Here is a 20,796-nt window from a genome sequence, read left to right as displayed (position 1 = left end):
TGACCGACGGCTCAGGCCGGCACTTCCCTCGAGTACCGGGCCCGACCGTTCCCCTGAACGGTGACCATCCGATTGCCGTTGGCGTCGACCTCGGCGAGGTTGCCGACGAAATCCTTTACCTCATCCCAATTCTCGATTACCGCTTGGGCGGAGATCGTCGGGCTGGCCTCGTCGATCGGGTGAATGGTGCTCTCCCTCGGCTCGGTCGCGATCCGAAGGCGCATGCCGTAGTGCGAGATGACGTCTCCGAGCTTGAAGTCGTGCGGCGAGATGCTCTCGTAGGTCCTAGACACCAGGACCTCCTTTCAGTCGACGGGGCGCCTGCGGTCACCCTTACCCGTGAGCCGCGGGGCTGGCATGGACCGACACGTTCGGATCGCCACGTTTTAGCCATGCAGGAGGCGCGTCCGTTGGGCCAGGACCGACGATCAGCGTCGCATCCGCCCGACCACCTCGTGCAGCGACAAGAGTTCGTTCGTCGTTGGGGCCCAGTAGGGGCCGCGCACCCACGTCCGCCTGCGGTACACCCAGCTTCCATTGGAGAGTGTGGTTTCTCAGGACATTGGTGACACGAAATGCGGGCTCGCCGGCTTCCACGGTCCTCCGCTGGTTCATCGTTGGCAACGGTGGGGTGCCCGGCCACGAAGACAGCGCCGGATGCCGAGGCTAGGCGAACCGCTTCGTACTTCCAGCTATGGCCTCCCATCAGTGCCCCGTGAACGCCGCCTTGCTGGTCCACCCCTTCTCCAGTCGAGTTCGTCATCTGTCGGTCTTAGAACTTTCCCGGCCGCGAAAAGTGTCGTGGGGGGCGCACTGATAGCGCGCTGATAACGTTGCAATCGGACTTTAAGAATACGATTTGCTGGAGGAGAAGGTTATGGCGATCCCCGTACGGCCTACGCGGATGCGTAGGCCTAGGCTGACGCTACGGTGCCGTGGTGTTCGATCCTGCGACAACTTCGTCGTATGAATCGTTGCAACCCTTCGATGAAGGGCACGTCCATCGCGGGCCGATCGGCCGTCGCCACGGTAGTGGCAGCCTTGCTGTCTGCATGTGGGGGTCAGGCAGTGCCCGCCACCCCTTCGACCGTGCTCAGCGCGGACGAGACGGCGAGCAGGTTTACGTCCTGGCTCGCGGACAACACCTACCCGTACGTGTCGGTGGCGAGCGTCTACTGCTCCGAGACCGGACCGAGCTCCGAAGAATCACTCCCCTACGCCGCGAAGTGCTTGTTTACCGCCGAGCTTGCCCCGAACACGAAGTTCCCGAAAGACAATCCGTTAGGTCTCACTGGACCCTCGCCGGACCCGACGCATCTGCACGACATGAACTGCGAACTCAAGTTCTCGGACTCACGGGAGATTGAGTCCGTGCTGTGCCCGACCGTCATAGGGTGGATCTTCAGTAGTCGTAAGCACTCCACCGCAAGCTAGACCGAAGCCTCTCGCTGCGCTGCAGGCATCTAGCGTCGAACGCGGCTAGCTCCACTAGCCCAGGTCGTCGACGCCTTGCTCGCACCTTCAGCACATTTTGCCGCCGCCCACTAATGGCTTTGCTGTGCTGTCTCAAGAGATGGATAGGCGGCGGCGGCGGGCGGATGCTGGCGACGTGGACCACCGGCATCAACGAGCGCGACTGGGCTGTGTACGACGACAACCGCGTCGGCCCGATCGCCTGTGGTCAGGAGTACGGGCACGCAACGCCAAGCTCGCGGCCCTCGCCGCTCTTGCTAACCACCTCGGGGGAGCCAAGTGAGCCCAGGTGGTCATCCTGAGGTGGGCAGGCCGATCAACATTCGGCTTCGGCTCGGTGACGACATTGGAGGTGAAGCGTCGCAACGTTGCTCGCGACGATGCTTGGAGACGACGTGCAATTCTGCAGATAAGCGCCCATCGCGATCACCCGCCCATCGGTGACGCGTCCGAATTTCTTTGCTCGGCAAGGTATTTGTCGAGATCCGCCAGGTGCACCCGGCGAGTTCGGGGGGCCTCTGCCCTGATCAGCTCTGGGGGTAGCCACCGCAGCGCATAGTCAAGACCTCGATCGTCCACGCTGATCGCGTGGGTGGGCGGCTCGTTGTCCGGGTCGACGTCCACCACTCCGTTGAGGCGATGGAAGAGTATGCACCATCGAACGGTGAGGACCGCCTGTCGATGGATGGCGCGGTTGAGCTGTGGCAGGTCTATCACGGAACTCATTTCGCGCTGCTTCACAAGCTCTTCGAGTGTCTGATCGTCCGACATCGTTACGCTCCCCTTTTCTCGACGTCGGGCCAGATGCTATGAAGCGGCTTCGGCGGTGGGAGTTTCCGACACGTTGGCGGCCAACGTTTTTGAGCACCGCACTGCCGTAGCCGCGGATGTGTCCGAAATGCGCGCGCCCGGCTCGCGGTCGGCGAGTTCCGCTGAAGGGTGACCTAGGTTCCTTCGTGGGGACGAATCTGGCCGCCACGACTGCCAGTTTCGACCGGACGGGCACAGATGGTGGCATTATTCCGGCGTTCGCACCTTGCCAAGGTCTGAGTGATGGGGTTGACCAATGCAACGATGGGATTCCTTGCGCGGCCCGCTGCAATATCAACGGCGGGGCCCGAAGGAGCAAGCCAACGACGCGCGGCGGGCATACGCAGCCCTTGAACAGAGCAGACCATCAAACCTCGGTGAGGCCTCCTATCGCCTTTACCTGGACGTTCTGCGCGCCCGCATGTTGGACACGTCGGCGTCCCTGGCCGAGTTGTCCGCCGCAATGTCACCGCCCATGACGAAGGAAGCGTTTGCCGCGCAACTTCGTCGCGCGCATGCCGCCGCGGGCGTGCCGTTCACACTGATTCCGCGCTGATCGCAACAATCACGACGCACCATCGCTGGGGTCAGCCCCTCGCGGGTGCAAGCTGTCAGCCCCACCGCTTGGCTCTTTCTTCGCGATCGGCGCAGTTCCCGCAGAATCCGTCGAAACCTTCACCGTCGTCGGCGTCTTCGGTACACCCTTCGGTTCGACACTGCGACCATTCGTGGTCTTCGCACCGGCCGAAGTAGTCCTCATCCCCGGGTGCAGTGCATCCATTCCATCCGCATACCGCCGCCACGTTCCCCCGATCACCTGTCGCGTGAGGGGGCCGATGCTATCGGCGCCGTTCTCTCGGTAGCGGTGACCGACACGTCCACTCGGCCCGGATTTTCAGGCGCCGCATCTCGTCTCAGTGCAGGGTGATGTCGGTGATGCCGGTGACGACGTACTCGCGATCGGCTTCACCTTCCCAGTCGACTTGTTCAGCGATCTCGGGGCCGAGCAGCTCGGCGATGTAGTCGAGGTCGCCCAGGGCGTAGGCGATGCGGATGTCGTCGGCCGCCGGCGGGTAGATGTCGATCGTCACGGATAAGTCGCGCGGGTATTCCTCCCCGTTCACTACCAGCACTCCTTCGACGTCGGCGATGACGGTCAGGGCGCCGGGAACGAGTGGTCGCCCGAGGTCTCGCCATCGCCGCACCGCGTACTGGCTCACACCTAGCAGCTGGGCGAGGGCCTTGACTCCGCCGGCCGCGTCGATCCTCGTCTGGCGATCGCTGACTGTGGGGTCCAAGCCACGCGGTGTCCGGTTGGTGCGTGCGCTGCGTCGGATGGTGGAATCGGCGGGGCGCCGCCCTGATTGCTTCTCGATTCGGTTGGCCATCTCGGTGGTGGCTCGGCGGGCGGCTTCGGCTTGCCGTTCGCGTTGAGGCCGCTGCAGCCACCTCCCTCCCAGTTCACGCAGCTTGCGGCCGGTGAGCGCTTGGAACGCTGCACTGAAGCCCGGGGACGGCAGTGACGCCGTGAAATTGGTGGCCCTCGGCGAGCCCGCCGAAGGGCGTCGTGGCGGTTGGGCCGGCGGATCCGGAACACCCCAGCGCTCCATCAGCCTTCACCGGAGCGGATGGCTTTGACGCGGTACTTTCCGTTGTCGGGGGATTTCTCCTCGAGAAGCTTGTAGGGGTCGGCGTCGGCGGGAAGCCGGTAGACGAAGGTGTCGATGTCGCGGGCGGCGATGGGGTATAGCCCATGATCGGCGACGATCGTCGCGGCGTAACGCAAGGCCCGGCGCCGGGTGTCGGCATGGATGGTGGCCGCCCACGCCGGTTGCTGGTAGTGGCGCTGGCCGGCGGGATGCTGGCTACCCACTATGCGCCCGATGAACGACTTGTAGATGTTCTTGATCAGGTCTTCTTGGTCCTTGCGCCCCTCGGCAATCGCCTCTATCAGCCTGCTGCGCAGGATGTCGGCCCACCCGCGCAACAACCGGGATTTCTGAGGCCACACCCACGCTCGGCTGAACTGCAATTCAGCTAGGCCCAGACCCCCTCCACCCTCTTCGGCCGGTTCCATCAGATGCGTCACCGCACGCGTCGTCGCCCAGAACGTCCGCGATTCCGTCCAGTGCATGTGCTCGTGGGGAAGAGGTAGCTTCTGCGTCAACCCGTCGATCATTCCCGCCGGCGGGGTGGTGATGCGCCACAGTCCGAAGGGATTGCGTTCGACGAACACCTCCGGATCCACCTTCTCCATTTCGACGGGCACGCCATATCCGAGGTCGACCTGGCCAGCGCTGGCCAGATAGGCCGCTCGCTGGTCGACTTCGACGTCGACCGAATCGCCCTTCGCGTTGTGCGGCATGTTCTTCCAGGCCTCGAGGTTGGGATCCAGCCTCGGGGTCTCGGCGTGCAACGTGTCGGGCAAAGGACACGCTTCAACGCGCTTCTTATCACGGGCCCGCGCACGCACCGAGTCCAACAGCGCGGCCCCAATCGAGGCCGGTCGCGCCGCCGGCAGCACGCCCTCGGAGATGCTGGTGAGCCACGCGATGCGGCGCCCGAGCGTTTCGACGGCCTGGTCTTCATCGTCGGGCAATTCGGTCTCGGTACCCCGTGTTCCGGCCAGGCCCTCGTCTTTGGGCCGCTGCGGGGCGGGGTCGAGCCAGAGGAACGGCAGTAAGACGAGCTGAACGCGGCGGCTTTCGCCGTCGCCTTTCGGCGACCGGAACGCGGCGGTGAACCATCCGGCTTTGGCGCTGGTGATCTCGCAGTCGAACAGCGCTGCGATCGTGGGCGACAGATCCTCGGAACGCTCGATGGCCTTCTTCGGGGGCGTCATTCCCGCCGCCTGCAAGGCGGGCGCGGTGATCCAGATCTGCGGGTGTGCCGCAGCGCCGCGTGCTCCGCGAGCATCGGGCTTGTTCGGCCAGCGATGCCAGACGAACCGGGCGAGGTCGGCGGCGGTGCGCAGCGGTCCGCGGCTGATAGCGAGTCCGGACGGGGTGAGGGCGCCGCGGCTGCTCAAGATGACCACCATGCGGTCGCCACTGGCGGGGGGGTCCGACCATTGGCGCTGGCCGAGCTCCCACTTCCCGGTTTCGACATCAGCGTCGGTGCGACGACTGCCTCCTTCGGTGGTCTCGTCGGNTCCGACACGCCACTGTTGTTCCTGCACAACACCACCGGCTACATGGTGGGCAAGGACTACGAGGTCGGCGGCGGTGCGCAGCGGTCCGCGGCTGATAGCGAGTCCGGACGGGGTGAGGGCGCCGCGGCTGCTCAAGATGACCACCATGCGGTCGCCACTGGCGGGGGTGTCCGACCATTGGCGCTGGCCGAGCTCCCACTTCCCGGTTTCGACATCAGCGTCGGTGCGACGACTGCCTCCTTCGGTGGTCTCGTCGGCATCGACGCCGGCGGATTCCGTCCCGCCAGACGACGCGACCTCAGCGGGCCGCTCCGACTGGGCGGTCGTCGCTCGCTGTGCGTTCGCGCCTTCTTCCCACTGCTGAACGGCCTCCGGCAGCCAGCCCCGGGTTCTGCCGCCGCTTTGCCGGCCTTCGTCGCCGATGACGACTCCGGGCTCGGGGAAGTCACTAGGAATGGAGCTTCGGCCGATGCGGCTGATCACCTGCGGGCGGGAGAGCGCGTTGAGTGTCGTCGGTTCGCCGTGGAATTGGCATAGCCACTCGATGATGCCGTCGATATCGGCCCCGTCGTGGCCGTCGGCGGACACCCGGTACGTCTGCCCTCCGGAGGTGATCAGATGCTCGGCCACGACACCATCCTTTCTGTATCCACAGCCATACTGACGTACAGATCATCACACGTGCGCCCGTATAGTCGTGCAGCAACACGCCCACATACTCACATACCCGTATGACAGCTCGTTGTGGTTACACTCAGCCCCGAGCGCGGCGCCAAACCATATGACTCGCATGACGTTAGCGCCACGGCCCCCTCGGGGAACGTCGCTGACAGGAAAGGCTCGTTCGATGACAAACAGTCGTCCCGACAAGAGCAAGACCGCGCGGGCGCGTGGCGCCAATCAGGCTGCTCCTACACAACCGTCCGCACCGCGCGAGAGTCGGCTCACCCTCGACATTCCCGCGAACTTGCACCACGCCATGCGTATGCAGGCCACCGCGACCAAGACGCCCATGGTCGACGAGGTGACTCCACTCCTGCTCGAGCACTACGCCGACGCGATGCGCCGCTTCCCGCTTCCCCCCGTCACCTGAGAACCTCCCCAGGCCCCGCGGCAACGGGCGGGTGGGGTTTAAGTGATCGCCCCGCTCAACGAGCTGCGGCCGCGGCGGCAAGCTCGTCGTATGCCGCCAGTGCCTCGTCGAGACCAGGGAACTGCGTCTCCACGCGGTCGACGGTCAGCGCGTAACCACTCTCGCCCCCGCGGCTCCACGTCGACAATGTCGCCGTGCGCCCATCGCCGATCGGCCGGGTCCAATAGCAACCGACCGACCGCATCTCCCATCCCGCGAACGGGTCTACCTCAGTCATCGCCGCACCCCTTCTCCCACGGTGCCCACCTCACCCGAACTCCACGGTGCGCCCGATCAGGGCCTCATTCGCCGTGGCCAGAATCGTGACCTCGTGGAACCCGTCGACCCGATGTGTGTCGCCGTGACCGTCACCGGTGAACTCGAAGAGGTGATCACGCAGGGCGTCCTCGTCGGTTGGGTCACCGGTGAACTCATCAACGTCGGTGATCGTCTGCTGGGACTCATGTCCGTCGGAGTATGCGTTGTCGACCCGAATCGTCATCCCCATGGCCAAACCACTCCCTTTCCATTCGTCGGGACCAGACGGGCCCGCTGGCGCAGTTGGGAGCGTGCCCTGGTGGCGTGTGGTGCCACCACACCTCAATGGCCGCGCCAGCCCGCCGAACGACACGAATCAGGAAGGACTTTTCTGATCCCAGCCGCAACACTCGGATCGACTACCCGAAGTAACGCAGGCGTGGTCGTTCACCTCGGCAGCAAGCCGTAGCCAGTCACCGACTCAGCGCGAGTTGACGGCTTCCCAGAACTCGACTGCGGCCGGGCTCTGATCGAAGACGCTAGGCACCAAACCCTCCATGTCCTTCATCACCGGTCGCACGGCCTCGGCGACGCTGTCGAGCGTGTCGTAGTTCCATCTACTCTGAGACCCCAAGGCGGCCATGATCTTGGCGACCGCGTGTTGGGCGGCGCTCGACGGGATCTGCGTTGCGATGGTCGCGATGTCAGCGGACATGGTCTTCCCCCTTGCGGTGGCCGCTCGCGGATTGGGAGGCGGTTCGCGGGTCATGTTCACGCGTGGCGAGCCGACTGTGGACGACCGACACTTTTGCCGGCCGGATTTCTTGTAACCGTCCATGACCGGGACTGCCAGGCCCGGCTGGTTTCGGCCATCACAGCGGGCCCGTCACTCCTCGGCGATGACGTCGTACGTATCGAGACGTGCCGCGTCTTGGGTCTTGTCGATGGTTAAGCCGGTGTCGGTGGTGAACGTCAGCCAGGCTGCGCTCAGCCCGTGGATGGTGATCGCTGTGACTTCATGCCGGATGCCGTTGGGGTCGATGATGACGTCGCCGGTGCTGAGCTGGTTTGCCTGCCGTGTGATGGTTTTCATGAGTTCCTCCGAGTGATCGAGGTGATGTTGTGCCAATCCGCGCATGTTGTTCCACACCGTCACGGTGCTGTTTCATCGGTCTCGTCGCCGTGCTGTCGCTCAGAACTGTGTTCGGTCGGATCTGGGACCGGACGTCGCGGTCCGTGGCTCCGACGGCGGGGAATTCCGCGGAGCCCCTCCGGTTCTGAGGTGAACTCTGATCGCCGGGCCCGGCGCCGGGCTCTGTCTAGCCACAATCCCAGTCCGGTCGTCCGGTGTAGCGGACGAGCACGCATCCCAGGCCTGGCGTCCCGTAGTCCCGCAACGGTGCGTACGCGAACTCTTCCGCAGGTTCACTCTCCCCGTTCCAGAACAGGGTCCCGGTGACGTACAGGATGTTGTCGTCGTCATACATCCGGAACTGGTGGCGGTGGGCGTAGCCCGTCGGATTGCCCTGATCATCCAGGCGGGCGTCGCGTGGTCCCGCAACGCCGACGGCGTTCGGCGGCGCCGAAACCAGGTGGTCTTCGTCGATTCGCCACGCGTAGACACTGATCACGATCACTCCCAGGGGTGTATTCACCGCCCGTCGATGCCCGGGCTGGTGCGTCATTGTCGCGATTCTCACCGCCGCTAGGCGCCTCGGCGGGGACGTGCCCCGGTGTCGCCTACATTTCTGGCAGGCCGCGGGTTTAGTACGCAACCGATCTGTGATTTGGCGCCGTCTCCTCCAAACTCAGCACCGCGGTGTCTCGACCGCGCGACGCACGCCCTGGCCGGGCATCTCGACGCGACAATCCGCGTCGCTCATCCCAGGGCGGTGGCGTCCGGGCGGAGATCAACTAATTGTTGTCGCTCAGTCGCGCCGAAACCGTCCGCTGCTTCTCCTGGGGACCACAATCCTCACCGTGACGGAGAATCGGAACGGCCTGTCAGTAGACGACCGCACCAAGTTGGTTGATGGTCAATGGTATTCGATCCTGCTGCGCCATCCGCGGAGTCACAGGTTCGCCCGCTGGGACGGCGCCCATCGTCACTTCGTGTGGGTTGGGAGCTCTGAGGACCATCTGGTTGGTCTCGACGAGGTCGCCGAGGTGCTCGAGCGTGTCGATGAACCGCCAGCCGACTCGCCCTGGTGTTGATCAGCGCCGACGACCAGTCGCCCCGTCACCGCCACCTTAACCTCGGGCGCGAGCCGAATCGCACGTGCATGTCTCACTGCTGGCGGTGACCTCGTAGGGTGCGTGGCGTCCCCAGCTTTCTCCGGCTGGGTGGTCATGATAGGAAATCAGCGGATCGCCCTGGCTGTTGTCGCTGAGGTAGTGACCAATGATGAACTTGCCCGGCGAGAGTTGGACCACAACCCGTTCCAATGGCTTCAGCTTCATACCCGTTCCTCGCTGTCGTTTCCTTCCCCCGGTATGGGATGACGCCACTCGTCTAGTTCAGGTGACTCTTGTTGTGCCGGAGGGGCTCTGGCGTACCGCGTTGTGTACCCATCTGGTTTGCATTACCGGGGGCACCTGCATGTAGCGACTCGAAGGCCGTTTTCGGACAACGAGGTCGCCACTCACGCCCGAACAGCTCGGCTAACGGCCGGCGCTGTCGAACACCGCGTGCGCGTGGGCGTAAAGGAGGTCCACGAAGTGGAGTAGGTCTTCTGGCCTTCCGTCGATGATCAGTCCGTCGCCGCCGGCGTTGAACAGGCCCAGGGCGTGGGTCCCCGCGATCTCGGTCGTTCCCCACTCCGTGCGCGCTTCAACTGTGGACAGACCTTGATAGAGCGCGCTCTTAGCATCGGTGTGAAGGTAGTTGTACCGATCAGACACTGACTCTCCTTACCATGCAAGCAGTTTCGCCAGGCGCCCTGTGTCCATGCCGCAGCATCGATCCGTCTGACAGGCCGACATTAGGCAACCGCCGGCATAACGGTCGTGACCGACACCATTGGACGGCCCCCATTTCCGCTCCGCGGCTCTACGTTGCGGCAGCGGAGAGAGTGCGCAGTAATTGGGCCTGTTCACTCCAGCGCCGGCCGTCAAGGTCGAGTGCGGCCTGTCCGAGGTCGGTTCGCAAATTCTCGACCGCGACCATGCGCGTCGGCGCGGGCCCGGCGAGGAAGTTGACGGAAACCCGCGCAAACTCCTGATGGATGCTCATGCGCGCAAGCGCGACTGCCCGCGAGTGATCTCCGTTGTCGTACGCCAGGGACTGAGCCAGGGTCAAGGCCAGCTCCACAGAGGCACAATCGCCGTGCAGATCGATACCGACGACGTAGCGTTGCTCGACCGCTGGCACCACTTCCGCGTCACACGTCGGTGTGCCTTCGCGCCCCTGGCGACCCGATTCGGCACCCGTGTCAACCACCCGCTTGCCCCTTCGAATCGCCGGCACTTCCGGCCTCACCGTGACGCCACGCCCAGGCGACTTGGAAGTCAAGGGTGACGGCTATGCCCTCAGACGCACGCGTTGCGGTGCGTGTCGCGGCGCTTTCTTACCCCTCGGCTTGGTGGGAGGACTGTCCGTGCCGTGGAATTCGGTGGTCAGACGGCGGTGGCTGCGAGATCGCCCGCGAGTCTCTTGAGGATGAAGGCCTGCAGCATGCCGGCGCCCTCGAGTCCTTCGTCGGCGGCCGCACGTTCCAGCGCCGCCCGCTCGCCCGGCAACAGGTTCAGCTTGACCTGCTCGGTGCGCTGCCGCTTGGCCGAACCGCTGCGCCCCTTCCGCTTGGGAGCACCGGCGGCGACGGGCTGATCGATCATCTGTTCCATCACGGCGGTCATGGCGGTCCTCCGAGTTATGATTTGTAGTCGTTTACCAGCGGCGTTGCGGCGTTTTGCAGCAGTGTCACCATCATACTGGCGGGTGCGGCACAACGCGTGTCTATCAGCGGGGCGTGTCGCGCGTACGCGCGTGTTACATTTTGTATCATCAACGCAGTTCAGACTGTATTGCGAGCCAGCAGTTCGCTAGGGTGATGCGCTCGGGTTTAGTCGAGCGAGGAGGGGCGGAGGTGAGCCGTTGACGAGCATCCAGCGGGCACCTCAGCCTGGACGGCCCACCGTATCTCTGCGTCAGGCGGCGCGTCTTCTGCGCCGAGACCCGCGCACCGTTCAGCGGATGGTCCGCGACGGCGAACTCGAGGGCGGTTACGAATCCTCCGCTCAGCAGCGGGCCCGGTGGTACGTCTACTCCGACCAGCTCTCCGCGCCGATTCGCCGACCCGCAGATACATCACCCCCGGTCGATGCTTCAGCGTCGTCGGAGATCAGGGAACTGCGGGAGGAAGTCGCGGCCGCCAAGGCACAAGCCGCTCAGGCAATCGAATCCAACCGATTGATCCTGGCCAGCCAAGCGATGCTGCTCACGGCGCTCAGCCAGTATCGGAACGCCAGTAACGAGATCAACGCGATCTCCGACGATTACCGCGCCGTCATCGAGGACTATCGCGGCATCATCGAGCGCCATGCCGGCGCGGCGCAACGTTACCGGGATTCCGCCGACAGCTTCGCCGACATCCTGGAGAACTACCGCGATATCGTCAGCCAGTTTTTCACCCCGAACGATGCGAGTGCTCTGACCGAGCCCTGACCACCACCGACGCCGACAAACACGCGCTGCAACGGTGGACACGTCTGAGACGCGTCGATACCCTCGACGACACGATGCCGCCAGACCCGCGAGAGCGCGTCTTGCTCACGCCTGCGAGCTGGCGAGCCACTGACCGGCGGGTGGAGGGGATTGGCGCGATGGCCCACATAGACGATGAGACACTCGTCGACGTTCGCCGCGAGCTGAGAAACTTCCAATCAGCCAGCGGCAATCGCGAGTACGAGGCTTCCCTTCTCGCCGGCGCGGTGCAGGAACTCCTTGATCAGGCACAGTGCGCCAATCCCCCCGAGCGCCCCATACTTCCCTATTCCATCGGCGCCTAACCGGCGACGCGATTCGCCTACCGCACCAGCACCCCCGGGCGTCGGCCCATGCCATTTCGCCCCGCGAATCAAAAGATTGCCGACACGAGCTGCGCCTACCGCTGCCTCACTCGCGGCGGCCTAGTCTCTTGGCCCAGATCGACGTGCACCGGTACGTCAACTGGGCCGGCTGCGCAGGCTGCGCGGGCTGGTTCGCACACGACGGCTAACACCAGGGGGAAACGCCCACATGCGCGCACCAGAACACGATCCAGTGCAGATCGCCGAAGGCGTCTGGGTTCACGCCACCCCCTTGGACATCCCCGATGACTTCCCCAACCCCGAACCGCACCGATACGTCTGGCAGTTCACCGGAACCCCCGAGCACGACGGTCACAGGACCACGTACTTCCCAGCGCCGCAACATGCTTCGGCGATTCGGCATGCCGCAGGAGAAACTCAGTTTCATCACGCGAGCTCCGTCGAAGCCGCCGTAGAGGCGGCTCGAGAAATCTACGCGCGTGCACTCAACGAACACATCTGATCTCCGCCCTCGTCAACGAGGCATGCGGTGCTATACACGCATGCAATGCAAGCGGTGCATTGCGGTATAGGCATACGCGGAAGGGCACCGGACGCACAGATCAGTTCGGATCCGGATCTCCTCGGTTGAGCGCAGCGCGTTCGTCGCGCTCCCACTCCGCGATCAACTCCATGGTCGGCTCTGCCTGGCGATCGATCGCCGCCTGGATGGAGGCATTGTGCCGCCAGTCGGCGCGTGCGCGGTTCAGGTACGCCACCATCTCCTCGGCGTAGTGCTGGTCGTAATCACCGCTGTACGGACCGGCCCCAGGTGGTGTCCACGACCGGTTGTGCGCGCCCAAGAAGTCGCTCACGGCAGCGAGAGACCGCATAGCCGACCCGACCGCATCGAGGTGCCCGTCATAGATCTGACGCGCGACGACGTCACCGCCGAAGGCACGGTCCAACACCGCTTCAATGGACCCGTCCGGTTCACCGGCGGCTACGACGATCGCGTCCCATGTCGACCGAGCCAGCAAGGCGAACACCACGGGATCTGCATCGATCGACACCAACGGCGCGGGCGGCACCACCGGTTGCGCAGCGGGATCGCCGTGTTCACCCCAGAAGCGCCACATCGTGGTGTTGCGTTCTACGAGCGCGATCAACGCATCAATCGCGGAGGAATGCCACCCGGGTTCCGGCCAGATCGAGTCGCCGGCGAAGTAGTTGTTCGCGACGAGGCGTCCCGTGTCCAGCTGCGCCACAAAGAATTCGACGATCAACGCTGCGTTGGCGTCCTCGACGATGCAGTCCACTCCGCCCATCTGATCAAAGGTTCCGAAAACCGGTAACGCGATCGGCGCATAGGACCTGTCGCGGCACTGGCGCAATATCACCGCGACGGCATCAGACGGGCGAAGACTCATTCCCGTCAACATGCAGACGCAGTGATAGCTCCCCACCGGACAGCCCCCAGAGATCTACTCGCCCGCCCCCCCCCCGGAATGTGAGGCCGCAGGACTCTCACCAGAACCTACACGCTGCTGCCGGGATACTAGTTTCTAGTTTCTAGTTTCTGGATTCGACAATCACACCGCCAGCCTCGCGTGCGACGGGAAGTCAACTGTCCGACTGGATACTTCCTCTCTTGCGGGTTCTGCCAACCAAGCGAGTTATCCGGCGTTGGCCGTGGCGACTACCAGTTGGCCAGACAGTGGCCATCTCGGTTGAGATTTGGCCACGTGAAATGAGCCTCCACAATTCATGAATAGCCGCGCGCAAGGTCGCGGAACGAGGACATGTGAAGAGTGGACGCGACGGTGCACGTCTTAATCGGGCCGTTGCGGTGCTTGGCCAGGATCAGGTCAGCCTCGCCGGCGCGCGGACTGTCTCGGTCGTACCCGTCGGGCCGGTTGATGAGAATCACCAGATCCGCGTCTTGTTCCAGCTGGCCGGTCTCGCGTAGGTCAGAGAGTTGCGGAACCTTGTCGACGCGTTGTTCCGGACCGCGGTTGAGCTGACAGACCGCGACCACCGGGACGTCGAGTTCCTTGGCCATCAGCTTCAGGCTGCGAGAGAACTCCGCTACTTCCGTTTGCCGGGACTCCACCTTCTTGCCCGACGTCATCAGCTGCAGGTAGTCAACGACGATCAGCTGCACATCCGCCTTCTGTTTGAGCCGGCGTGCTTTGGCGCGGATCTCCATCATGGTGAGGTTCGGCGAGTCGTCGATGTAGAGCGGGGCGTCGCTGATCTCGCCCATCCTCCGGGCCATCTGGGTCCAGTCGTCATCACTCATCCGGCCGGCGCGCATGTCGGCCAGCTTGATGCGCGCCTCCGCGGACAGCAGCCGCATCACGATCTCCGACTTGCTCATCTCCAGGCTGAAGATCACGCTGCCCCGTCTGTGTTTGATCGAGCATGACCGCATGAAATCCAATGCCAGAGTGGACTTTCCTTGACCTGGCCTGCCCGCGACGATGATCATCTGGCCTCCGTGCAGGCCGGTGGTCACCTCATCGAGCTCGGCGAACCCGGTCGGGATTCCTTGGCCTTGGCCGCCGCCTGCTTGGATGGCGTCGATCTCGTCCATGGTCGGCTGAAGCAGGTCCTCCAGCGCCACCATGTCCTCGCTGCCGCGGTCCTCGGTGACGTCGTAGATCTCGGCCTGGGCGCGGTCGACGACCTCGGCGATGTCGGCTCCCTCGGCGCCGGCGTAGCCGTACTGCACGACGCGGGTGCCGGCCTCCACCAGGCGGCGCAGCACGGCCTTCTCCGCGACGATGCCGGCGTAGTAGCCCGCGTTGGCGGCGGTGGGCACCGTGGCGATCAGGGTGTGCAGATACGGCGCCCCACCGATGCGCTGCAGCACCCCGCGCCGGTCGAGTTCGGCGGCGACAGTCACCGCGTCGGCCGGCTCGCCCTGCCCGAACAGGTCCAGGATCGCGTCGTAAATCTGCTGATGGTTGGGCCGGTAAAAGTCCTTGGGCCGCAACCGTTCGAGAACGTCGGCGATCGCGTCCTTGCTGAGCATCATCCCGCCCAGCACCGACTGCTCAGCGGCTAGATCCTGCGGCGGCTGCCGGTCGTTGTCGAGGTCGGCATAGGGCTCCACCTGCCGGCGACGAGAGGTGCGTGTCGGTGCGTCGTCAAGATCGGTCATGCCGAGATCACCTCCTCGAATTCGTCCTCTTCGCCACCGCCAGCGAGATCGGCAGCGATGTCGGGCCAGCACTGGTCACACACCGTTGCCATGGCCTTCAGCGGCAGCTCCGGGCGGTAGGTGCCGTGGTCGGATCCGCACACCACGCAGTTGCAACCACCGGTGATCGCCAGGTCCATCAGGAGTTCCTCGCTCAACGACGGCACCGCCGAAACAGGTTGAACTGCAACAGGTTGCGGCTCGTGTTCGGCAAGGACGTCGCTTGCCCAGCGCGCTAACGCCTCCGCCAGCGGCATTTCCGGGAACATGAAGGTCACCAGGCGGGCGGCCACCCCCAACGCAGCCAACGGGTCCTTCGATCGCCGCCCGAACCTCGCTTCGTCAGCGAGAAGCACCTGCTCGCGCAGCTCTGGGCTGGTCATCGCCGCCAGATCGGCGAAGCGGCGTTCTTTGGTGTCCTCGGCTTCGGCGCGTGCCGCGGCTGCGGCGCGGGCGTCCCACGCGGCTTGCAGCGGGCGCAGCCGAGGACCCGAACCCACTACATTTTTCTGCAGCCGCCAGATGGCGAGTTTGTATGGGCGCAGCACCTGAGCAGGCATTTCAGCGTTGAGGACATCAAGGATCTGGTCGGCGCGCCAGCCCCGCTTGAGTCGTTGCAGGATCTCGCTTCCGAGCTTCCACCGCAGGTGCTTGGGCAGCTGAGCCATCGGCTCAGGCAGTCCGTCCATGACGGTCTTGAGTTCTCCTCGGGGAACCTTCACCCCAATCGGTCGAGAAGTCTCGCGCCGCCTGTCGTTCCGGAGGGTAGGGAGGTAATTCTTTTGGTCTATATAAGGAAGCGGCTCGGAAAAGGTGACGGAATCGGTCTTGGAATGGCCGGTGTAATCGACGATTACGCGCCCAGAGCGGTCCCGTTGAAGGACCTCGATGCCTTCGGTGAACCGGGTATGGATGGCGACCAAGGCGTGCTTCCCGCGGCCTTGTGCGGGCCGGTAGAGGATCAACTCGTCGGCCGCCAGGGATGCCAGTGCGCGTCCGACTGTCTTGACGTCGTAACGACGCCGCCCGGCCGCTGCGATCAGGTCGACGATCTGCGACAGTCCGATACGGTCGTCGGTAAGCCTGCTGTAGCCGCAGAGCAGCTTGAGCACGGCTGTCAGGGCATGTCGACGTGCGCCACGCAGACGGAGTTCAGCTGCGCTGGATTCGACGCGTTCCCGTACGGCTGCGGCGTCGGAGAATTCGACGCGCGGACGCGGACCGACGGTGGCAGCGCGCCGGCGACGCGACGACGGCAAGGAAGTCGTCAGGCGGGTCATCGCTGCGCACCCCGCCTCGGCGAGGTCCACGGCTGGGCTTCGATCGCCGAGGCCAGTGCGCGGGTGGCAAAGTGCACGCCATTGAGGCAGAGCTTGCCGACCGGCCGACAGTCTGCTGGCGCGGCCTGGCCCCGCTCACGACGTGTACGAGCGACTCGCTGCGAGGTCAGTGATCCTGCCGGTGCCCGACGCAGACACCCGCCACCGACCTCGATCAGCGCGACGTTTTGCGACGACATCAACCTCGAACCGGCGCCATGGGCGCGGTTCTGGCTAATGCATCGAAGGAATGTGCTTGGAGTGCTTGCACTGCTATCAGGGCGTGTTCTACCCTGGAACTCACCTGGCACGGTGAAAGTCCCTTCGCTTCGCGAGGGGCACGAGATCGAAGTTGACGCTTCGCTCTCAAACGGCCCGGAGTTACCGCTCCGGTGGCATGCTTCAAGCGTCCAACTCCCCCTACGGGGGGACTGCCGTATGTGCCCCTACTGATTTAGTTGTGAGGTCGACTCAGCAGCGCCCCGTTCCCAGGGCGCGCAGTGTCGCGCGATGTAGTTGTTGCACCTCCTCATTGCCGCCGCGGATGACACTCCCGTGGATGCGCGCGTACGCGCGCCACCGGTTCATCGCAACATGTCACCGCGGGAAACTTGTGGAACGACACGATGGAGCGCGCCAACAGGCTGCTCAGGGCCCCGTTGAGCCTCGGCGAGGTATCGCACTGCCCACTGGCACAACCGCGGCCAGTCGACGTCGATGTAGCGCGCAAGCGCCGGGTCGGAGCGCTTGGCCTCCGCTGCCACCACGGAGGCCACCCAGCGCAACGCCGCCGTCCCCCGTAGCCCCGTGGCCATTCGCGCCGCATCCAAAATCGTTGGCGGCTCCACAACGTCATCGACGCGCGCCCGATCCGTGTGTGTGGTGATCCAACAGACGACGAGCAACTTCGCCTCACCGACCAACTCGTGATCGCGCAGTGCGGCCATTACCGCCACTCCGTCAGCGGATACATCGCGACTGGCCCCGCGCTGACGCCGATGCCGGGCGATATCGGTCACCGACGCGAACTCAGATGCCGACACCAAGCCATCGAGAGTCACGACACCGCCCCCATCACTAAACGGTCGAACCGGGCGTCATGGTCATAAGAGCCAGTTGGCGCACAGCACAAACAGCTCAGCGTCGGCGCCCGGCTCGCGCCGTCGACGTCCAGCGGCCGGCCGTCCGTCGTCCAGCCCAATACCGCCAACGAGCCGCAGTGGCGGGCCAACTCCTGCTGTAGAAGCCGGGCCGCAGCTGCGCCGCAATGGACGTCAATGGCGTTCCCCCACGCCAGAACCACCAGATCGCGATCGTGAGCCAGTGAACGGAGCGCGGTCGGGTCCAGTCGGCCAGCACTGGCGCTCGGCCCACCGCCAGCAGGTTCCGCCGGCGGGCTGATGAAGCCGATGTCGATTCCGCCGTAACCCAGGCCGCGCGCAATCAGCGCACATCGACGATGAACCGCCGCGGCGCGGTGATGGGGGCTATTCTGCGCCGACAGCACCCACCCAAGCAGTGGCTGCCGGGAGTCCCAGCAGCGCACCATCCGCCGCTGAGGACCGCTCCTGTCGCGGGACGACACTCCGCACATGGGCCAGACCTGCCGGCGGGCACGCTGCAGGGTCACAGCTTGCACGTGCCCGTCCTGGTCCGGCGGCGGGGTGACGGTGTCCCAAACAAGCGCTCCACCTTGCGATGCTGGCGTGACTCGGACGCCAGGCCCCGGCCTGCGCCGGCTCATCCATGCCGCGTCGTTCCTCACGGACGCCTCCACGAGGAGGCGTGAGCGTGGCTATGGTCACCGTTCGGCAGGTGTCCCGGGGCGGCCGCGGGAGCGCGGTGAGGCAGCTGAGTGTGGTCGGACCACATGGCCTCGGCGGGGATTGATCCGGATAGCTCTGCGGTCTGTGTTGGTGACCGATACTCGAGCAGGGCCATATCGCAGAAGGCCACGCCCACCACCTCCGACGAAACTGCCTGCGCAGGTGTCAGGTCTGAAAAGAGCCGACGCGCGTGGTCGGCAACGTCGCCACCAACGGAGACCCAGTCGACGGTGCTGAGGCGCTCGGCAAGGTCGTGAAGAACCTCGGCCCGTCCCGCCGCAATCATCGTCCCGGTGCAGCGATGAACCAGGGCCAGTCCGTCGACAAGGCGCAGTGAACCCAATTCAGACGCGTCGATGCGCGGAGTGATGACCAAATCAGGGCAGGTCGTCCGTTGCGCCGTGAGGTCAACGCACTGTTCGCCGACACGCACGGTTTGACTCACGAAAGGGTGAGCCGAGGGCGCGCGCTCCAACATCGAGGTCATGGGTGCCCCTCCGAGATCGACGCCTCGGCAACTTCGTCCGCGTCCAACGCCAACGTAAGCTGCTGCGCGACAAGTGAAGCCGCGCTCTCACGGCGGATGAGGGCTATCGATATGTCCCCGCCGTAGTCGATGGGTACCGCGCCTAGGGCGATCGCCTGCTGCCGCTTGGATTCGGTCACGTCATAGTGCGAAAGGGCCGTCCCGGGATGCTGCGCCCAGGCCTTCTTGAGGCCCAGCTTGGCGGCGAACTCATCGAGTTCATCGTCGGAGTCGGCCATCAGGTGTGACCACCTGCCCGAGATGGTGCCCACCTGTGCCGATAGCCGCATGTTGTCGACATAGACGGTCATGCGCTACGCCACCCCAGGCAGAGGTAAGCCGTAGTCGGCCAGGCATGTCGTGCAGGTGTCGACCCCAGCGGGAGCCGGATGTCGACAGATGGAGCAGCGGGCAGGCGGCCGCGGCACGAAGGTGGCCATGACGAACTTCCCGCCACCGACCGCATCGGAGATCTCAGGAGATGCCATCAGCTGCCCTTCCGTGGTGGGTGGCTCGCACCTGCACTACGCGCCAGGCGGGAACTCGAGATCGCGATGTAGTCATCGGCCGCCTCCGATCGGCGAGGCCGCGGCGACCGACGCACTCACCGGCGCTGCGGCTGCGAGTGAATGGTGAGCGGATGAGTGGACAGCGATCGACGCCGTCGACGAACTGTCGTTGGGAACCCGATTCGCGGCAGCGGCAAGGTCTTCGGCGAAAAGACAGGCTCGGTCGAGCTGGCAACTAAATGCGCTCTTCGTCATCGGTGGAGACATCCTCGCGGCGAGGTCGGCCAAAGATGCCTGGTCATCTGCGGCGCGCCGCTGGAGTACCTCCAACCAGCGCCGTCGCCAGACCGGTGACGTGGAGAGGTTGACCGAGGTAAGGACTTCCAGGGCGGCCCGGGCGCGCGCTGACTGTCGCGACGCGGCATCTCGCCGCCGGTTCTCGTTGGCGGCACCGAGAGACTCTGCGTTACGCCACGTCCGCCCCGATCCGGGATAGCTGTGACGAGACATCAGAACCGTCTCCCCTTCGTCGCCGTCCCCCGGTGCGGTGACGTGACGGCCTGATGCCCGTCGCGGTGGTGATCACCGGCGATGCGGCGCGGGTCCGCGCCGATCTCATGCCGGTACCGCCACCGGGACCCTCCGCTCACCGAACCCCTCACCCGGTGTGCGAATGCGTGATGCCCCGCCACGTGGCTGGCGGCCACCGATATGGCGTTGGCCTGGCGGGCAGCTGATGTTGTGCGTGTCGCCGGCCCGACTTGGGGTCGCCTCGCCGCGGTCATCCGGCTTTCCTGATGTCGTCGTCGAAGTCGTTGAGCGAGTCGAGGTCGAAGTCCAGGCCCAGGGCGTCGTCATCGACGTCGTCGAGATCATCGCTGTCGTCATCGACGTCGAGACCGTCCTCGTCGAGCTCGTCGAGGTCTTCGTCGACGTCGGAAGGGGCGGCGGCGCCATTGGCGGCGGCCTCGAGATTGCGCTTGAGGCGCCGACGCTCGCGCTCGCTCAGGCCGCCCCAGATCCCGAACCGTTCGTCGTTGGCGAGTGCGGCGTTGAGGCAATCTCCGATGACGGGGCAGCGCTGGCAGATGCGCTTCGCGTCGCGGGTTGATCCGCCCTTTTCGGGGAAGAAGGCCTCCGGGTCGGTTTGGGCGCACAAGCTCTTGCGCTGCCACTGGTCGTCGGAGAGGTCCAAGCCCAGGAGGTGGGCTAGGGAAATGTTGGTCACTGCGGTGGTGGGGGGCTCGTCTTCGTTGTCGCCGACGATGAGTGGCGCCGCGGCGCGAGCGGAGTCTTCTCGCTGAGGGGCCTGCACGTCACCGGTCTGACGCGCGAGGGCGGTGTTGCCGGCGAGTAGCGCTTCGCGTGCTTCGGTGAACTTGGCCGCGACGTCGGCGCGGGTGCGCCCTTCCTGATCCTGGTAGGTGAGCAGCTTGCCGTCAGGGACGACGCGGCGCAGTTGCGCCGTGACGGCAGCGAGAGGCACAACCATTGCTTGTGCGCGCCAGGCGCGCTCGGCCACGTGGTACAGGTCGCAGCGGTCTTTGTCCCATTTGCGCAGCGCAATGGTGCGTGCACCG

At 64.9% G+C, this 20,796-nt stretch carries 23 protein-coding genes and 2 pseudogenes; 7 read left to right on the top strand and 18 right to left on the bottom strand.

Going from position 1 to position 20,796, the window contains the following annotated elements:
• Positions 1–11: 11 nt before the first annotated feature.
• Both MCHLDSM_RS05460 and MCHLDSM_RS05450 read right to left on the bottom strand, forming a co-directional pair.
• Positions 12–293: a hypothetical protein gene (locus tag MCHLDSM_RS05460; protein WP_048469186.1), complete on the bottom strand. Its 282-nt coding sequence runs from the start codon at positions 291–293 to the stop codon at positions 12–14.
• A gap of 1,606 nt (positions 294–1,899) precedes the next feature.
• Positions 1,900–2,244, bottom strand: coding sequence for a hypothetical protein (locus MCHLDSM_RS05450; protein ID WP_048469184.1), 345 nt, complete (start codon positions 2,242–2,244; stop codon positions 1,900–1,902).
• Between the two features lie 313 nt (positions 2,245–2,557).
• On the opposite strand from MCHLDSM_RS05450, the gene MCHLDSM_RS05445 reads away from it, so the two are divergent.
• Positions 2,558–2,839 (top strand): hypothetical protein, encoded by a 282-nt coding sequence (locus MCHLDSM_RS05445; RefSeq protein WP_234713883.1) that lies wholly within the window; start codon positions 2,558–2,560, stop codon positions 2,837–2,839.
• Positions 2,840–3,197: 358 nt separating this feature from the next.
• On the opposite strand, the gene MCHLDSM_RS39055 is transcribed toward MCHLDSM_RS05445, so the two are convergent.
• Entirely contained in the window at positions 3,198–3,581 is a 384-nt protein-coding gene (locus MCHLDSM_RS39055; protein ID WP_234713882.1) for a helix-turn-helix domain-containing protein, read from the bottom strand.
• Between the two features lie 1,853 nt (positions 3,582–5,434).
• On the opposite strand from MCHLDSM_RS39055, the pseudogene MCHLDSM_RS40305 reads away from it, so the two are divergent.
• Positions 5,435–5,506: pseudogene (locus MCHLDSM_RS40305) on the top strand (hypothetical protein); the annotation flags it as partial.
• A gap of 775 nt (positions 5,507–6,281) precedes the next feature.
• Entirely contained in the window at positions 6,282–6,527 is a 246-nt protein-coding gene (locus MCHLDSM_RS35745; protein ID WP_082168728.1) for a hypothetical protein, read from the top strand.
• Between the two features lie 55 nt (positions 6,528–6,582).
• Here the strand turns inward: MCHLDSM_RS35745 and MCHLDSM_RS05430 are convergent, their stop codons facing one another.
• The 5 genes from MCHLDSM_RS05430 to MCHLDSM_RS05410 form a co-directional block, all read right to left on the bottom strand.
• Positions 6,583–6,804 carry a hypothetical protein gene (locus MCHLDSM_RS05430; RefSeq protein WP_060937634.1) on the bottom strand — a complete coding sequence of 74 codons (222 nt, stop codon included), beginning with the start codon at positions 6,802–6,804 and terminating at the stop codon, positions 6,583–6,585.
• A gap of 30 nt (positions 6,805–6,834) precedes the next feature.
• Positions 6,835–7,074: a hypothetical protein gene (locus MCHLDSM_RS05425; RefSeq protein ID WP_060937633.1), complete on the bottom strand. Its 240-nt coding sequence runs from the start codon at positions 7,072–7,074 to the stop codon at positions 6,835–6,837.
• A 231-nt stretch (positions 7,075–7,305) separates the two neighbouring features.
• Positions 7,306–7,539 carry a hypothetical protein gene (locus MCHLDSM_RS05420; protein WP_048469179.1) on the bottom strand — a complete coding sequence of 78 codons (234 nt, stop codon included), beginning with the start codon at positions 7,537–7,539 and terminating at the stop codon, positions 7,306–7,308.
• A gap of 171 nt (positions 7,540–7,710) precedes the next feature.
• Complete coding sequence (locus MCHLDSM_RS05415) at positions 7,711–7,980, bottom strand: hypothetical protein (protein WP_048469178.1); 270 nt, start codon at positions 7,978–7,980, stop codon at positions 7,711–7,713.
• Positions 7,981–8,143: 163 nt separating this feature from the next.
• Positions 8,144–8,461, bottom strand: a complete 318-nt coding sequence (locus MCHLDSM_RS05410) for a hypothetical protein (protein WP_234713881.1) — start codon at positions 8,459–8,461, stop codon at positions 8,144–8,146.
• A 343-nt stretch (positions 8,462–8,804) separates the two neighbouring features.
• Between MCHLDSM_RS05410 and MCHLDSM_RS37675 the strand changes: the two genes are divergently transcribed.
• Positions 8,805–9,038, top strand: coding sequence for a hypothetical protein (locus MCHLDSM_RS37675; protein WP_131722600.1), 234 nt, complete (start codon positions 8,805–8,807; stop codon positions 9,036–9,038).
• Between the two features lie 447 nt (positions 9,039–9,485).
• Here MCHLDSM_RS37675 and MCHLDSM_RS05405 read toward each other — a convergent pair whose 3' ends face one another.
• From MCHLDSM_RS05405 to MCHLDSM_RS05395, 3 genes are all read right to left on the bottom strand, one after another.
• On the bottom strand, positions 9,486–9,725 hold the full coding sequence (locus MCHLDSM_RS05405) for a hypothetical protein (RefSeq protein ID WP_048469177.1): 240 nt from the start codon (positions 9,723–9,725) through the stop codon (positions 9,486–9,488).
• 148 nt (positions 9,726–9,873) lie between these two features.
• Entirely contained in the window at positions 9,874–10,263 is a 390-nt protein-coding gene (locus tag MCHLDSM_RS05400; protein WP_234713880.1) for a hypothetical protein, read from the bottom strand.
• A gap of 176 nt (positions 10,264–10,439) precedes the next feature.
• On the bottom strand, positions 10,440–10,679 hold the full coding sequence (locus MCHLDSM_RS05395; protein ID WP_048469175.1) for a hypothetical protein: 240 nt from the start codon (positions 10,677–10,679) through the stop codon (positions 10,440–10,442).
• Positions 10,680–11,016: 337 nt separating this feature from the next.
• Here MCHLDSM_RS05395 and MCHLDSM_RS05390 point away from each other — a divergent pair, with 337 nt between their 5' ends.
• On the top strand, positions 11,017–11,487 hold the full coding sequence (locus MCHLDSM_RS05390; RefSeq protein ID WP_082168727.1) for a hypothetical protein: 471 nt from the start codon (positions 11,017–11,019) through the stop codon (positions 11,485–11,487).
• Positions 11,488–12,060: 573 nt separating this feature from the next.
• On the top strand, positions 12,061–12,354 hold the full coding sequence (locus tag MCHLDSM_RS35735; protein WP_082168726.1) for a hypothetical protein: 294 nt from the start codon (positions 12,061–12,063) through the stop codon (positions 12,352–12,354).
• 100 nt (positions 12,355–12,454) lie between these two features.
• Here the strand turns inward: MCHLDSM_RS35735 and MCHLDSM_RS05380 are convergent, their stop codons facing one another.
• The 5 genes from MCHLDSM_RS05380 to MCHLDSM_RS39045 form a co-directional block, all read right to left on the bottom strand.
• Positions 12,455–13,261, bottom strand: a complete 807-nt coding sequence (locus MCHLDSM_RS05380; RefSeq protein ID WP_234713879.1) for a hypothetical protein — start codon at positions 13,259–13,261, stop codon at positions 12,455–12,457.
• Between the two features lie 335 nt (positions 13,262–13,596).
• A complete protein-coding gene (dnaB, locus tag MCHLDSM_RS05375; RefSeq protein WP_048469172.1) occupies positions 13,597–14,997 on the bottom strand; it encodes a replicative DNA helicase in 1,401 nt (466 codons plus the stop codon).
• Positions 14,994–16,316, bottom strand: coding sequence for a hypothetical protein (locus MCHLDSM_RS05370; RefSeq protein ID WP_053082914.1), 1,323 nt, complete (start codon positions 16,314–16,316; stop codon positions 14,994–14,996). The genes dnaB and MCHLDSM_RS05370 overlap by 4 nt, the downstream gene beginning before the upstream one ends.
• Before the next feature lie 623 nt (positions 16,317–16,939).
• Entirely contained in the window at positions 16,940–17,302 is a 363-nt protein-coding gene (locus MCHLDSM_RS05365) for a hypothetical protein (RefSeq protein WP_234713878.1), read from the bottom strand.
• Positions 17,303–17,412: 110 nt separating this feature from the next.
• Positions 17,413–17,862 carry a DUF1643 domain-containing protein gene (locus MCHLDSM_RS39045; RefSeq protein ID WP_234713877.1) on the bottom strand — a complete coding sequence of 150 codons (450 nt, stop codon included), beginning with the start codon at positions 17,860–17,862 and terminating at the stop codon, positions 17,413–17,415.
• 509 nt (positions 17,863–18,371) lie between these two features.
• On the opposite strand from MCHLDSM_RS39045, the gene MCHLDSM_RS38050 reads away from it, so the two are divergent.
• A complete protein-coding gene (locus MCHLDSM_RS38050; RefSeq protein ID WP_156455031.1) occupies positions 18,372–18,518 on the top strand; it encodes a hypothetical protein in 147 nt (48 codons plus the stop codon).
• A 146-nt stretch (positions 18,519–18,664) separates the two neighbouring features.
• On the opposite strand, the gene MCHLDSM_RS05355 is transcribed toward MCHLDSM_RS38050, so the two are convergent.
• Positions 18,665–19,018: a DUF4031 domain-containing protein gene (locus MCHLDSM_RS05355; RefSeq protein ID WP_048469169.1), complete on the bottom strand. Its 354-nt coding sequence runs from the start codon at positions 19,016–19,018 to the stop codon at positions 18,665–18,667.
• Positions 19,019–20,186: 1,168 nt separating this feature from the next.
• Positions 20,187–20,483: pseudogene (locus MCHLDSM_RS39040) on the bottom strand (WhiB family transcriptional regulator); the annotation flags it as partial.
• Between the last annotated feature and the right edge of the window lie 313 nt (positions 20,484–20,796).

Origin of the sequence: Mycolicibacterium chlorophenolicum (genome assembly GCF_001044235.1) — a bacterium.
GTDB lineage: Bacteria > Actinomycetota > Actinomycetes > Mycobacteriales > Mycobacteriaceae > Mycobacterium > Mycobacterium chlorophenolicum.
The sequence above is the reverse complement of the archived record's forward strand: the minus strand, read 5'-3'. Positions and strand labels throughout refer to the sequence as shown.

Coding starts and splice junctions, on each gene's coding strand:
- MCHLDSM_RS05450 (WP_048469184.1), bottom strand. CDS start 2,244: ATGTCGGACGATCAGACACTCGAAGAGCTTGTGAAGCAGCGCGAAATG.
- MCHLDSM_RS35745 (WP_082168728.1), top strand. CDS start 6,282: ATGACAAACAGTCGTCCCGACAAGAGCAAGACCGCGCGGGCGCGTGGC.
- MCHLDSM_RS05430 (WP_060937634.1), bottom strand. CDS start 6,804: ATGACTGAGGTAGACCCGTTCGCGGGATGGGAGATGCGGTCGGTCGGT.
- MCHLDSM_RS05425 (WP_060937633.1), bottom strand. CDS start 7,074: ATGGGGATGACGATTCGGGTCGACAACGCATACTCCGACGGACATGAG.
- MCHLDSM_RS05420 (WP_048469179.1), bottom strand. CDS start 7,539: ATGTCCGCTGACATCGCGACCATCGCAACGCAGATCCCGTCGAGCGCC.
- MCHLDSM_RS05395 (WP_048469175.1), bottom strand. CDS start 10,679: ATGACCGCCGTGATGGAACAGATGATCGATCAGCCCGTCGCCGCCGGT.
- MCHLDSM_RS05390 (WP_082168727.1), top strand. CDS start 11,017: ATGGTCCGCGACGGCGAACTCGAGGGCGGTTACGAATCCTCCGCTCAG.
- MCHLDSM_RS35735 (WP_082168726.1), top strand. CDS start 12,061: ATGCGCGCACCAGAACACGATCCAGTGCAGATCGCCGAAGGCGTCTGG.
- MCHLDSM_RS05380 (WP_234713879.1), bottom strand. CDS start 13,261: ATGAGTCTTCGCCCGTCTGATGCCGTCGCGGTGATATTGCGCCAGTGC.
- dnaB (WP_048469172.1), bottom strand. CDS start 14,997: ATGACCGATCTTGACGACGCACCGACACGCACCTCTCGTCGCCGGCAG.
- MCHLDSM_RS05370 (WP_053082914.1), bottom strand. CDS start 16,316: ATGACCCGCCTGACGACTTCCTTGCCGTCGTCGCGTCGCCGGCGCGCT.
- MCHLDSM_RS05365 (WP_234713878.1), bottom strand. CDS start 17,302: ATGGCCGCACTGCGCGATCACGAGTTGGTCGGTGAGGCGAAGTTGCTC.
- MCHLDSM_RS05355 (WP_048469169.1), bottom strand. CDS start 19,018: ATGACCGTCTATGTCGACAACATGCGGCTATCGGCACAGGTGGGCACC.